Origin of the sequence: Algimonas arctica (assembly GCF_014652695.1) — a bacterium.
In the GTDB taxonomy this organism is placed as follows: domain Bacteria; phylum Pseudomonadota; class Alphaproteobacteria; order Caulobacterales; family Maricaulaceae; genus Litorimonas; species Litorimonas arctica.
The window spans coordinates 231,265-243,314 of sequence record NZ_BMZH01000003.1 but is presented as its reverse complement, the minus strand read 5'-3'; the positions used below and the strand labels follow the sequence as shown (position 1 = coordinate 243,314).

At 55.5% G+C, this 12,050-nt stretch carries 12 protein-coding genes; 6 read left to right on the top strand and 6 right to left on the bottom strand.

What is annotated here, in order from left to right; genetic code table 11:
- Window positions 1–10: 10 nt before the first annotated feature.
- Window positions 11–535 carry a flagellar basal body-associated FliL family protein gene (locus IE105_RS05375; protein WP_189496199.1) on the bottom strand — a complete coding sequence of 175 codons (525 nt, stop codon included), beginning with the start codon at window positions 533–535 and terminating at the stop codon, window positions 11–13.
- Between the two features lie 153 nt (window positions 536–688).
- Between IE105_RS05375 and fliF the strand changes: the two genes are divergently transcribed.
- From fliF to IE105_RS05350, 5 genes are read left to right on the top strand one after another with little or no spacing between them, the layout of a single operon-like run.
- Complete coding sequence (fliF, locus tag IE105_RS05370) at window positions 689–2,341, top strand: flagellar basal-body MS-ring/collar protein FliF (protein ID WP_189496197.1); 1,653 nt, start codon at window positions 689–691, stop codon at window positions 2,339–2,341.
- A complete protein-coding gene (locus tag IE105_RS05365) occupies window positions 2,338–2,940 on the top strand; it encodes a hypothetical protein (RefSeq protein ID WP_189496195.1) in 603 nt (200 codons plus the stop codon). The genes fliF and IE105_RS05365 overlap by 4 nt, the downstream gene beginning before the upstream one ends.
- The gene (locus tag IE105_RS05360) at window positions 2,937–3,293 is read left to right on the top strand and encodes a FliM/FliN family flagellar motor switch protein (RefSeq protein WP_189496193.1); all 357 of its coding nucleotides are present in this window, start codon (window positions 2,937–2,939) and stop codon (window positions 3,291–3,293) included. The genes IE105_RS05365 and IE105_RS05360 overlap by 4 nt, the downstream gene beginning before the upstream one ends.
- Window positions 3,290–4,096 carry a flagellar type III secretion system pore protein FliP gene (locus tag IE105_RS05355; RefSeq protein WP_189496191.1) on the top strand — a complete coding sequence of 269 codons (807 nt, stop codon included), beginning with the start codon at window positions 3,290–3,292 and terminating at the stop codon, window positions 4,094–4,096. Before IE105_RS05360 ends, IE105_RS05355 begins: the two co-directional genes overlap by 4 nt.
- Entirely contained in the window at window positions 4,096–5,112 is a 1,017-nt protein-coding gene (locus IE105_RS05350; protein WP_189496188.1) for a FliG C-terminal domain-containing protein, read from the top strand. Before IE105_RS05355 ends, IE105_RS05350 begins: the two co-directional genes overlap by 1 nt.
- Before the next feature lie 60 nt (window positions 5,113–5,172).
- On the opposite strand, the gene IE105_RS05345 is transcribed toward IE105_RS05350, so the two are convergent.
- The 5 genes from IE105_RS05345 to IE105_RS05325 all read right to left on the bottom strand — a co-directional run bounded on the left by IE105_RS05345 (window position 5,173) and on the right by IE105_RS05325 (window position 10,914).
- Entirely contained in the window at window positions 5,173–6,297 is a 1,125-nt protein-coding gene (locus tag IE105_RS05345; protein ID WP_189496186.1) for a flagellar basal body P-ring protein FlgI, read from the bottom strand.
- Window positions 6,298–6,299: 2 nt separating this feature from the next.
- Window positions 6,300–7,298, bottom strand: coding sequence for a flagellin (locus IE105_RS05340; protein WP_189496184.1), 999 nt, complete (start codon window positions 7,296–7,298; stop codon window positions 6,300–6,302).
- A 2-nt stretch (window positions 7,299–7,300) separates the two neighbouring features.
- Window positions 7,301–8,683: a flagellar hook-associated protein FlgK gene (gene flgK, locus IE105_RS05335; RefSeq protein ID WP_189496183.1), complete on the bottom strand. Its 1,383-nt coding sequence runs from the start codon at window positions 8,681–8,683 to the stop codon at window positions 7,301–7,303.
- 25 nt (window positions 8,684–8,708) lie between these two features.
- Window positions 8,709–9,983, bottom strand: a complete 1,275-nt coding sequence (locus IE105_RS05330; protein ID WP_189496181.1) for a flagellar hook protein FlgE — start codon at window positions 9,981–9,983, stop codon at window positions 8,709–8,711.
- Between the two features lie 154 nt (window positions 9,984–10,137).
- Window positions 10,138–10,914: a flagellar motor protein MotB gene (locus IE105_RS05325; RefSeq protein WP_189496179.1), complete on the bottom strand. Its 777-nt coding sequence runs from the start codon at window positions 10,912–10,914 to the stop codon at window positions 10,138–10,140.
- 207 nt (window positions 10,915–11,121) lie between these two features.
- On the opposite strand from IE105_RS05325, the gene IE105_RS05320 reads away from it, so the two are divergent.
- Window positions 11,122–12,027 carry a FliM/FliN family flagellar motor C-terminal domain-containing protein gene (locus tag IE105_RS05320; protein ID WP_189496176.1) on the top strand — a complete coding sequence of 302 codons (906 nt, stop codon included), beginning with the start codon at window positions 11,122–11,124 and terminating at the stop codon, window positions 12,025–12,027.
- Window positions 12,028–12,050: the final 23 nt, after the last annotated feature.

Below are 12,050 nucleotides of genomic sequence, written 5' to 3'. Positions count from 1 at the left end.
AGGGTCCATCCTAGCTAGTCAGCAGAAAGTCGGTGATAAGGACGTTGGCGATAACGTCCTGGCCGGTCACCACGCGGGCGCGGTGTAAAAGAGCGCGTTTCATACGCATATGAAAGCTGGGGTCCGCCAGTTGGCTGGGCTCTAACGCGCGCAAATAGGTTGTAAACGCATCGCGCAGACGGGCGACATCAATATCGGGGTCCTTCTCCCACACTTCGATGGCAATGCCGAGGCGTAATATCTGCCCATGCGTTCCCGCCGTAATTGTCATCGGATCCATCGCCAATGTGTATTCTGGTTCCGGCGGCGTCCATTCAGCGGAATGTGTCGCGGCTGTATGATCTTCGATTTCTATTGGCGCAGGGAGGGGCGCAGACGGCTTCGTGAACCAAGTCGCGCCGAATGTGGCGCCGAAAATGAGCACAGGAGACAGGATCGTTAACAGTTTTCCGTTTTTCTGAGGCGAAGAATTAGGCGCAGCGTTGCTGTCACCTGCGGACGCAGGTGCGGCGGGAGTCCCTTTCTTCTTCTTCATGATGGCCATAATCGGCGCTCGGCTTTCTGTTGCGAATCCAAATTAATGGCTTCGAAACTGTTTTGAATGGTTACGGTAAACACTAGATTAACGAATTAACGTTTACACGGCTCTGGCAAGTGGTGTGCAGGATGCACGTTTAGCGAGCTCAGGATGAACCCGATTGCCGTACTTAAATCTCTGTCACTCCAACAGAAGATCATCAGCGCCGCCGCTGTTATCGCGACTTTGTTCGTGCTTAGCCTGATTGCGCAACAAGTGTCCAAGCCGACACTGTCGCTTCTCTATGCCGATTTAGAAGCTCAAGCCGCCGGTGAAATTATTGCCCGCCTTGATACAATGGATGTGGCTTACCGCGTTCAGGGTGGGGCTATTTATGCCGAGGCATCGCGCCGTGATTCGCTCCGTTTAGAACTCGCGCGGGAGAGTTTACCGCGCCAAGATGTTGTCGGTTATGAGCTGTTTGACGGAATGAATAGTTTCGCCATGTCGTCTGATATGTTCGACACCGCCTATTGGCGCGCCAAAGAAGGTGAGCTGGCGCGGACAGTTTTGGCGATGCCAAACGTTCGCTCTGCCCGGGTCCATATCGGACAAGGGGCGGGCCGGGGATTAACTGCCCGCCGTCTCCCCGCCACGGCGTCTGTAACCGTCGAGGCCGATCCCCCCATTAATGCCCGCAATGCCCAAGCGCTGCAGCATATTATCGGCTCTGCCGTGCCGGGTCTAAAACCCGAAGATGTTGCGATTATTGATACACGGGCCGGACTTTTGGCGGGTCCCGGTGTCGATGACCGGACGATGGCGGATGCGTCGGGTGAACTTGGTCGCGCTTCGGCTTTAAAGTCGGAATTGCTCAGCATGCTCGAAGCGCGCGTCGGCGCTGGCAATGTTAGGGTGAACGTTGCCTTGGATCTGGAAACAGACCGGGTCAACACAACTCAACGCAAATTTGACCCGAATGGCCGCGTCATTCGGTCGACCACGACGAGTGATCGATCGGATCAAAGTGACGGCACTACGGGTGCTGTGACCGTTGCGTCTAATTTGCCTGAAGGCGCCGCAGGCGGCGGGAACTCAACAAGCGAACAGTCTCAGACGAGCGAAACAACCCGCTATGAAATCTCTGAAATCCTGACAACGACGGAAAGCCTGCCGGGCAAAGTCACGCGAATGAGTGTCGCTATTCTTTTAGATCATACCCGCGAAGTCGCGGAAGACGGGACCGTAACTTATACGCCGCGAACTGAGGAAGAGCTGACCGTTTTGCGCGACCTCGCGAGTGCGGCGGCTGGCCTCGATGCGGAACGCGGCGATGTGTTGCGCGTGGATACGCTGGCGTTTAACCGTCCTGAACCGGGCGAAATGATCACGCTTCCGGGCGCCGGGACACGGTTCGTCGATAATTATGGCGGTCGGCTGGCCCAATTGAGCATTCTAAGCTTGCTGGCACTGGGTCTGGGTTTCCTTGTTGTTCGCCCCTTGATCAAAGCGTCACGTGGCGGCGTGACGTCAGCCCGTCCAATCGCTGGTGGCATGCTGTCTCCGATGAGCTTGTCAGGGCCGGACGGCGCGAACGTGGATATGAATAATCCCGCTGCTGTGGCGGCCGCCGGACTTATTGGCGGGTCTGCGGGCGCCGTCTTAGGCTTACCGGCGCCTGACCCGAAATCGGAACTGACTGAAGTGGTAGGAGAAAATCTCGATGATGCGGCGGCCTTGCTCGCCAGCTGGCTCGAGCTTGATAAACCAACCACATCCGAACAGACACCGTCGGGTAATGCTCGGCCGGGGATTGCGGCATGAGCACAGTCGTCCGCCTTCAGGTTCCCCCGTTTGAACCCGCGTCACCAACGTCACTCTCCGCGCTACGTCGTCCCTTGATTAGTCAGGAAACAACCCGATGTGCCGCGCATTGCCAGCCCTGTCCGGCCTGCTTGGCTGAGCAAGAAAAAGCTGTGAAAGCGGCAGAGAAAACGGCGTCCGACCTCGGCCTGCGTTTGTCGCAATTGGTTGAAGACGCGCTTGCGAAACATGTTGCGCGGATCGAAGCGGAACAAACTCAGCTTATTACCGCCGTTCTAGAGGGTGTGCTGCCGCATCTGGCGGACGCAAGTTTGCGCAGTGCGCTGTTGGATGAATTATCCGTTGCCGCCGATTCCTTGCGAACCGTACCCTTGCATTTGCGCAAAAACCCTGCGCTCGATCTGGGGCCGATGCCAGACACAGTCTCGGTCAAAATCGAGAATGATCCCGCCGTGCCAATGAACCGTCTCGACTTGCGCGATGGCGACGGGACGACACGGATTGATGCGCAGGCCTTGATTAATGCTTGCCTGGTTCGCCTCGGCAAACCTGTTCCCCAAACCCATTCTCTTTCGCCCGTTGCTGAGGTCGCATCATGAGCACTGATACACCAACAAACACCCTTCCAGACCCTTCCGCGAAGGCTGCACCTGAAGCGCCTGTGCTGGAGCGCCGCGATGAACAAGGCGGCGCGAAATTCAAACGCTCTATCTATGCATTACCCGTCACCGTCGATGTTATCGTCGGGTCGGCGAGACCCACTGTGACGGAGCTTTTAGGCTTTGATGAAGGCAGCCTCTTGGCGCTGGATCGGGGGGTCGAAGACCCGGTTGACCTATGTGTTGATGGCCGTGTGATTGCGCGGGGTGAATTGGTCGAAATGGAAGATGGGGCCGGCATTGGCGTGCGGATCACGCAAGTTGTTGATGTGGCCGAAGACGCGTTGGGATGACACTCACACGTCTCACTCTGGGTCGTCCTTTAGGCCGTCTGGCAGCTGCGATCGCATTGGGCAGCCTTGCGCTCTGGTTTGCGCCGGATGTGCTGGCACAAGTTGCGCCAGATCCAGAAACGGTCGGCGACGCGCTAAGCAATGGTTTGCGCGATGCGGCGGACGCGCCGGTGGCTCTGGACGTATCAATTGTTCAGCTGTTCCTGATGGTGACAGTGCTCAGCCTCGCGCCGGGCATCGCCATGATGGTGACGTGCTTACCCTTAATTGTGATTGTGTTGTCCTTCCTTCGCCAAGCGTTGGGTCTGCAACAAACACCGCCCAACTCTATGATTATGGGCCTTGGTTTAATTTTGACGTTTTTTATTATGGAACCCGTATTTGCGGACAGTTGGGCGCTGGGTGTGCAACCCTATATGGACGGGGTTTTGGACGAGGAAATGGCGTTTGATCTCGCGATTCAACCGTTCCGCGTTTTCATGAGTGGTCGGGTCGAGCCTGACACAATTCAACGCCTTGCCGATTCTATTCCGGGTCGCGATTGGACACCGGGCGAAGAGCCATCGCTTGGCTTGCTGACCAGCGCGTTCATGCTCTCGGAAATTAAAACCGCGTTTCAGATTGGCTTTGCCATTTTCCTGCCGTTCTTGGCCATTGACCTCGCCGTTGCGTCGGTTTTGATGGCAATGGGGATGATGATGGTGCCGCCCGCTGTCGTCTCTTTACCGTTTAAGCTGGGCTTTTTCGTGTTGGCGGATGGTTGGCTGAAAATTACTGAGGCCTTATTGCAGGGATATGCGTGATGAGTACTGTTTTGTCCCGATTAACGCCCGAACAACGCGCCGCCGTTGTGCTCGTTTCCTTAAAGCCAGAGCAAGCTAAGCCACTCGCCGAACAACTCGGCCTGCCTGCGATGCGCCGTATTCGGGGCGCGCTGCAAGATATGCCATTTGTTTCGCAGGAAGAGGTGCTCGCGGCCTTTGCCGAGTTTATTACGCAGTTGATGACATGGCGGACGGGCCTGCGTGGCGGGGAACGTGAATCGCTGGATTTGCTTACGAAGGCCCTTGGCGAAACGCTGGTCGAAAAAATTCGCGGCCCGAATGTATTTGTTGAACCGCCGTCAGATGTTTGGGCTGAATTTGGCCAATTGGATCCTGAAGTGGTTGCTGAGTATGTTGACAAGCAGCACGGGTCCGTGGCTGCGCTCATGCTCAATCGTTTGCCTGTCGACAGGATTCCCGTCGTTCTCGGTTTGATGTCACCGGAGAATGCGGTTGAGGCGATTGCTCAACTGTCTCGTCCGAATGATCCCGCGCCTGCTGCCGCAGCTGTAGCCGAACGTATGATCAAAACGCAATTGCTTGACGGGGCCATTGATCCCGCATCTGACCCTAAAATCATCATGATTGGGGAGACCTTAGGGACATTACCGCGCGATTTGCGCGATGCAGCGTTAACGCGGTTGGAACAACAAGACGAAATCCGGGCGGCCGCGATTCGTGCGACCTTGCTGCGGATCGAAGATCTACCTCTGCGCTTACCCACCAAGTCGGTTCAAGCCGTGTTCCGCGAAGTGGGTCGGGACATTCTTATCAATGGGCTGGCTGCAATTGAAAGCGCCGCGCCGGAGGTCTCGGCCTTCCTCCTAGGCAATATTGCGCAGCGTATGGCAGATCAATTCCGCGAAGATATAGAAGCGCTGCCAGAGATGGATGAGGGCACTAAGGACCGGGCCATAGGGGGGCTTGTGCGCGAAATCCTTGGCCTGTCCCGCCGCGGCACAGTCACACTCCTTCCTATGCCGGAAGAAGAGTAGCTAGACTTTACGACGTGATGACGATGAACGCCGCCGTGATGGCGGCGTTTCTATGTGGGGCTATTGCAGCACCAGTTCGGCATGAAGTGCACCAGCGGTTTTAATCGCTTTAAGAATATCAATCATTTCGCGCGGGGAGACGCCTAACGCGTTCAGTCCGGCGACAAGATCAGGCAATTCAACAGCTTCTTGAACAATTCCAATTTGACCGGGTTCGCCGTCTTGTACTTGTACGTTCGTACGCGGTAGAACCACCGTTTCGCCAAACCCAAACGGATTAGGCTGAGAGGCTACGGGCGTTTCTGCGATTTTAATGGTCAAATTGCCTTGCGCGATGGCGACAGACGAAACTTTGACTGCTTCGCTCAATACAATTGTGCCGGACCGCTGATCGATCACGACCCGGGCGATCTCAGCAGATTTCAATGTCATATTCTCGATCCGACCCATCGCATGGGCCGCATTGCCCTGAAGGGAGCTGAGGTCGACCTCAACCGTGCCGGGATCCATCAAAGTCGCAACATTGCGGCCGATAGCCTTATTGATGCTGGCTTCCATGCGGCCGGCTGTCGTGAAATCTGGCGAGCGTAGAGCCAAACGCACGGTTTTCTGATTGCGAAAGTCAAACGGGATTTCGCGTTCGACCCGGGCGCCATTAGGAATTGATCCCGCTGTTGGAACGCCTTGCGTCAAGCTGGCGCCGTCACCTTCCGCCTCAAAACCGCTAATCAACAAGCTGCCTTGCGCGAGTGCGAAAATTTCACCGTTGGGGGCGTTGAGTGGCGTCATGATGAGCGTCCCACCGGAGAGGCTAGACGCATCGCCAATGGAGGCAACATTCACATCAATCCGTGAGCCTTCGCGGGCGAACGGCGGTAAGGTGGCTGTCACGAAAACGGCGGCAATATTGTCGGGGCGGAAATCAGTGCCTTGAACATTGACCCCCATTCGTTCGAGAATGTTGGTTAGGGCCTCTTCGGTGTAGGGGGAATTTCGGATCGTATCGCCCGTGCCGTTCAACCCAATAACAAGGCCGTAGCCGACAAGATCATTGCCACGAACACCTTGCACGTCGGCAATGTCTTTGATGCGGACTTCGGCGGCCATGGTCGCTGTCGCGGGAACAAGGGCGAGTGCGCCAAGAGCGAGCGCGGAGAAGGTGCGGTGGAGGAAAGATCGGGGCATCATTACCTCAAAAAGTTTGCGAGTGAGAGAGAGCCAAGGCGGCCGGTGACAGTGTAGCTGGCTTCAAGTTGCCCTTCTAAGGCTTGCAATTCGGCGGCAGCGTCAAAGACGTCGCGGCCCAAAAGTTTGCTCAGGGTCGTGCTGACAAGGGACGCTTCGGTTTGCAGGCCTGCTTCAATCCGTTCGATGCTTTGCTGCGCCGCGCCGAGACGGCTTTCTGTAACAAGCGCGCCGTCGACTGCACCGTTGAGTAAGTTTATACCAGCTTCGATCAATTGATCTCGGTCGGCCTCTGTTGCGGCCTGACTCGCGCCGGCTATCATGGCAAAGCCTTGCATCATGTCGCGAAAGAGTTGATCGTCTGCTTTGGGCAGTGGATCAAAGCTATCCGTATCCGTGATATGTAAGCGGGGTCCATCTTCCACGCTGCCTTGATAAATGTCGGTTTCAAAGCCACCGCCTGCACCAAAATAATCGTTGATGGCCGTGACCGCGTCTGTGCCTGATGCGGCACCAGAAATGGCTGCGTTGATGGCGGTTTGCAATTCCTCCTGCGAAGCCAAAGGCCCCCCCGCGGATTGTGTGCCAGAGAAGAGGTGTCGTGTACCATGACGAAGGCTAAGAGAGCTCATCACGTGGGACAGGGCATCTTCGGCCCCCGATGCCATCAAAGCAAATTCGTTGCTGCTGCCTGTTTCGAATGAGACGCGTGCATCGGATGAGAAATCAATTAGCGTTTCGCGGATCGTCGAGATTGAATTCGTGGCGCCGTCGAGTCGCGCTGTTGCGAGGTTTGCCATGCCAACTTGACGGGAGATATCTTGCGATGCCTTTTCTAGCAAAAAGGCATCTCCGATTTGGCCATTGGTCGCCTGCAGCACATCGGTGCGCCGTCCTGTGATCGCTTCCTGGCCGACCGTTTCCAGCCGCGCCCGCAGGGTCGCGTTCTGTCGTGACTGACGGGTGTTGAATAGAATGTCAGGTGTGAGCGAGAATTGCATGATTAGATCCTCGCCAATGTATCAAACATGTCACTAATGGTTTGAATGACGCGCGCATTGGCGGTGTAGGCCTGTTCAATTGCCAGCAGGCTTTGAAGTTCGTAATCAAGATCGACGCCACTGAGTTGGGAATCCACTTCGATCAACGTGATTTCTCGTGCCACATTTCCTGTGTGAATCCGCTGCGCCCGGAGAGCGTCTGATGAGACATCGCTAACAACTGTTGCGAGCTGAGTGGAAAACGGTGACAGCGCATCCGCAAGAGCGGACAGGCGTGTATCGTCAGAAGGCGCACCAGGGGTGGTCGCGGCAAGGCCATCGCGCAGGCGGGATGGGGACCCCCCGTGCGTTGGATCAATGAGCGGGTTAACGCCCAGCCGTTGTGACAGGCCGATTTTGTTCAAGGCATCAATGGGCGCGCCATTATCGAGTAAGAGCGGTTCCCCCAAGGCCTCGAGTGACGCGGCGAGGTCATAAGCGAAATTGTCAAGCATGGCGGCTTGCTGGGGCAAGACGCTATCTCGCAAATCAAGATTGGCCGCGATTCGACCTTCTGTGACCGCATGAGGGCCAGAACCGGGCGCGATGGGGCGGCCATCAATGGTGGGAATGGACAACCGCCCGCCATCTGCCGATGTCGTGTCTATTGGCCCGACTCGGGCGGACGGGGTAAATTCGATTTTATTGACTGTCGCGCCGACGAGGTTAAGACCTGTCGATGTGCGAACAGAGACAGCCCCTGTTTCTAGATGCTTAACGTCCACCGGTATCATGAGGGAGAGCTGGTCAAGTAGACTGTCGCGCTGATCCAGTAGAGGACTCGTGTCGCGCCCATTGGCTTTGGCACTGGTGATATCGCTGTTCAGGTCGTAAATATTCGCGGCGAGTTGATTGGCAAATTTAATGTCGGACGCGATACTGGCGTCAGCTTGGGTTCGTTCCGATTGTAACGCTTCTGACGCATCAGACAGGGCGCTTGTGAGATCTTTCAACGAATCAACTGTAATTGATTGCGAGGCAGCCGATTCAGGCGTTGATTTGAGGGTTTGCAGATCGCTTTCGAATTGGGTGAATGCACCGAACACGCCGTTAGAGCTCCCCGGACTGCCAAAAGCGGAAAGCGTGCGCGTTAAAACGGTATCGATGAGATCAGACCGCGCACTTTGCGATTGTGCATCGCGCCGGGTTTGAACGACGATATTGTCCTGAATCCGAGATGACCCCGTGACGGTAACGCCGGTCGGCCCGCTTTGACTTAAATCAGTTTCGCGCCGGACATAGCCCGGCGTCGAAACATTAGCGATATTGGCCGATGCCGTTTGCGCACGGGCCTGTGTCGCGGCCATTCCGGCGCGGGCATTAGAAAGGCTACTGACGAGCGACATAGTGGGCGACCTTTAGCGGTCTAACCTATCGTTTCAGGTTCGTGGTTTCTTGCAACATCTCATCGACCGTCTGAACGATCTTAGCGTTGGAAGAATAAGCACGTTGCGTTTCAATCAGGTTGGTTAGCTCTGCGGCAATATCCGTATTGCTTTCCATCAATGAATATCCAGCAATACCACCAGATGGGCCTTCGCCGGCATCCCAAAGATAGATGTCGCCACTTTCACGTGTCACACGGTAGGCCTGATTGCCGGTGGCTTGCATGCCATCGGGGTTTGCGACCACGGCAACTGGGATTTGGAATAATGCCCGTCGCGCGCCTGTATTATATATGGCTTCTAGGGTGCCATCAGGTGAAAATTCTATCGACTGTAGTTCACCAGCAGGCGACCCGTTGGCGGAAACATTCTGTGTCTGAAAGGCTGTTCCGATCTGACTCATCCCTTCGGTCGTACCGAGGCGTCCAACAAAGACGTCGACCGGACCGTTTGGCAGCGTGATTGAAACTTCGCCGTCGGTCGCATTATAAGCAGCGCCCGCACCTGGGGTCACGGTGTCAAGACTTCCGTCTGAACCGAACGTGATGTTGAACGTAGCGGTCTGAACAGAGGTTCCTGTGGAATTGTCATTGATGACAACGTCCCAATCTCCGCCCGCATTCCGCGTGAAGACCGTGTCGAGTGATTGTGGCAATCCAATCTGATTGAAATATTCAATTGGGACATCCAGGGTGTTATTTGCTGGTAAACCCGACGGATCACCAGGAAGGTTGACTCCCAGTTGGATCTGGCTGGTATTTTCAGCGCTAAATTGTCCGGCTGTTAGATTGATTGGGACAAGTCCGGTGGTGCTGCCGCGACCCGTCGTTATCGGGCTGTCATCCGCATCAATTTCCCACCCTGTCAGGAATAACCCACTCTCTGTCCGCAGGTAACCGTCGGCATCCGGTGAAAAGCTACCCGTGGGAACCATCATAAAGTCACGTTCTGCGGCGGGTTGGTCCAGTCCAGCGAGTGTGGTGACTGGCAGCATGCCGGAACCGTTAACGGCAATGTCTGTCGACCGGCCGGTTGAGATCAATGAGCCTGCGTCAGACACATCTCGTGTGGCTGTTGCGCGAACGCCACCCGCAGAATAGACACTGCGGCCTTGCTCAACGACCAAGGAGCTGAAATCGACGTCAGCGCGTTTATAGCCGTAAGTAGCCGAGTTGGCGATGTTGTTGGAAATGGAGGCGAGGCGTGTGGCGTTCACGTTCAGGCCCATTACGCCCGCATTGAGCGAGGAGGTTATTGTCATCGTTTCAATCCTTGAATCCGAATCCAGCAACGCGCTGGGACGGGGTTCTCTGGAACCAAGGACAGAACTAAACGAACAGCCTTAAGAAAAGGTATAGGATGAATCAGAGGTTACTAACCCAGGATTTAGACGCGCGAATGAGCCTGTTTTGTGACTAACCACCGGATCGTAACAGGGTAATCGAAATACGTCGATTGCGGGCATCAAGCGGATCATCGACAAAGGGCATGGTGGCGGCGCGGCCTGAGACTTCCGTAATCCGTGTTTCAGGTAGGCCGGCTTGTGTGATCATCCGACGCGCGGCATTGGCGCGGTCGCTCGATAATTCCCAGTTACTATACCCCTGCAATCCATTGCCATAGCGGCGGCTATCCGTGTGCCCGTCGATTTTTATTGTGTTCGAGACTTCTTCTAAGGCTTGCGCGACGGCGGCCGTCAGTTTCATTAAAATGGGTGAAGGATCTGCCCGGCCCGAAGCAAATAAGGGGCGGCTATCTCTGTCAGTGAGTTCGATGACAAGACCTTCAGGGCTCATACGGACGCTGATATGATCGCTAAGTTCCGTTTCTTCTCCGATCAAGGCTGCTTGCATAGCGGCGACCATCGCGTCGTCTGGCATGCCAGCGAGGTTATCATTTATTCCTTCGGTTGGACTGGCCGTTGAGAGGGCGGGGGCGCGGGTCACTTCTTCCCCATCAAGTGCGCCGGCTCCGCCGCCAGACACGGCCGCAATCGGAATTGAGGGACTAAAATAGTCTGCGAGTCCTTTGCGTTGTTCTTCGGATGTCGCGTTAAGCAGCCACATCAGCAGGAAAAACGCCATCATCGCTGTCACGAAATCAGCATAGGCAACTTTCCAAGCCCCACCATGATGGCCGCCCCCCTTAACGATTTTGGGGCGTTTGATGATGATGGTTTGTCCGGCGCTCATAAATCTAATCTCAGCATAATAATGGTCCGGAGGATCGGTTCAAATCCCGTCTTAGCGCAGAGCCGTTGCTAAATTGGTACGAGGCATGGTTGATCTTTTATGAAGTTTCGGGGTGATTTAGGTCAATCGGTCAACCTTTACGCAACCTTTTGATGAGAGTTGGGACAGTGTACAGGCCCAGGATGGGCCGAGAACGAAAGAATCGTCTTGTCCGTCATTGCCCGGAAAATCGCATTTGCTAGCAAACCGGACTCAGATCGTCCGAACGCGACAGATATGGCGATGTCACTTCTTCCCAGTATTAATAGTGCGCTATGCGACTGGCTGTCGCTAGAAGACGCGCAAATTGAGCTCACGCACGCCGATTGGGCGATGCCGAAAGCGGATGTAATTCCCGGCATTATAATGACAACGCGCGGATCTCGTCGATCTCGCCGTATCGCTGTCGCCCTCACAGACCCCTTGGTCGAAATGGCCGCACAAGATGTTTTGCAACTTGATTCCGGTCTTGATGCGGCTGCGCTTGCGGTGCTCCGGCCCTTTGCTGAAGAGAATATGCTGTCGCTCGGGGACAGCATAAACGACACCCGCATTATGGCGCATTCAGGTTTGGCGGAACACGTTTGGGCCGTTGAGCAACGGGACACGGTGCTTGCTGATTTCACTGCCTATGAGGTTTTGTCGATGGAAGTCGCCTATCTTGATGGCGATGGCGGAGACATGCGAATCGTTCTGATCGTCACGACGGAATTATTGGCCAGTGGACAATCTGAGGACACCGTTGCGTCTCCCCTTCCGAAGGCGCCAAGCCTTCCGCCCCGCCTCGGTCCCTGCCATGTCGAAATTCAAGCTGTGGCAGACCGCGTTCGAATGAGTGTCGCGGATTGTAGCCGTTTGAAAATTGGGCAGGTGATTGGCTTGCCAGGTCTGCGCTTCGATCATTTAGAATTAAACGTTAAAATGGGCGACGGCCCCGTGCCGCTGACCGATGCGTCTTTAGGGGCGGATAAAGGGTTAAAGGCCGTTCGGCTTAATCGGGGGTTAGACCCATCTTTCCGCGTGGCGCCAGAAAATTTGCGGACCGCACCCAAGGCCGAGCCTGTGCCAGCATGATCCACAATCTTACTCTATCGCAC

Bases quoted from the DNA above. Each gene is read 5' to 3' on its own strand.
- IE105_RS05375 (WP_189496199.1), bottom strand. From the start codon at position 535: ATGAAGAAGAAGAAAGGGACTCCCGCCGCACCTGCGTCCGCAGGTGAC.
- fliF (WP_189496197.1), top strand. From the start codon at position 689: ATGAACCCGATTGCCGTACTTAAATCTCTGTCACTCCAACAGAAGATC.
- IE105_RS05365 (WP_189496195.1), top strand. From the start codon at position 2,338: ATGAGCACAGTCGTCCGCCTTCAGGTTCCCCCGTTTGAACCCGCGTCA.
- IE105_RS05360 (WP_189496193.1), top strand. From the start codon at position 2,937: ATGAGCACTGATACACCAACAAACACCCTTCCAGACCCTTCCGCGAAG.
- IE105_RS05355 (WP_189496191.1), top strand. From the start codon at position 3,290: ATGACACTCACACGTCTCACTCTGGGTCGTCCTTTAGGCCGTCTGGCA.
- IE105_RS05350 (WP_189496188.1), top strand. From the start codon at position 4,096: ATGAGTACTGTTTTGTCCCGATTAACGCCCGAACAACGCGCCGCCGTT.
- IE105_RS05345 (WP_189496186.1), bottom strand. From the start codon at position 6,297: ATGCCCCGATCTTTCCTCCACCGCACCTTCTCCGCGCTCGCTCTTGGC.
- IE105_RS05340 (WP_189496184.1), bottom strand. From the start codon at position 7,298: ATGCAATTCTCGCTCACACCTGACATTCTATTCAACACCCGTCAGTCA.
- flgK (WP_189496183.1), bottom strand. From the start codon at position 8,683: ATGTCGCTCGTCAGTAGCCTTTCTAATGCCCGCGCCGGAATGGCCGCG.
- IE105_RS05330 (WP_189496181.1), bottom strand. From the start codon at position 9,983: ATGACAATAACCTCCTCGCTCAATGCGGGCGTAATGGGCCTGAACGTG.
- IE105_RS05325 (WP_189496179.1), bottom strand. From the start codon at position 10,914: ATGAGCGCCGGACAAACCATCATCATCAAACGCCCCAAAATCGTTAAG.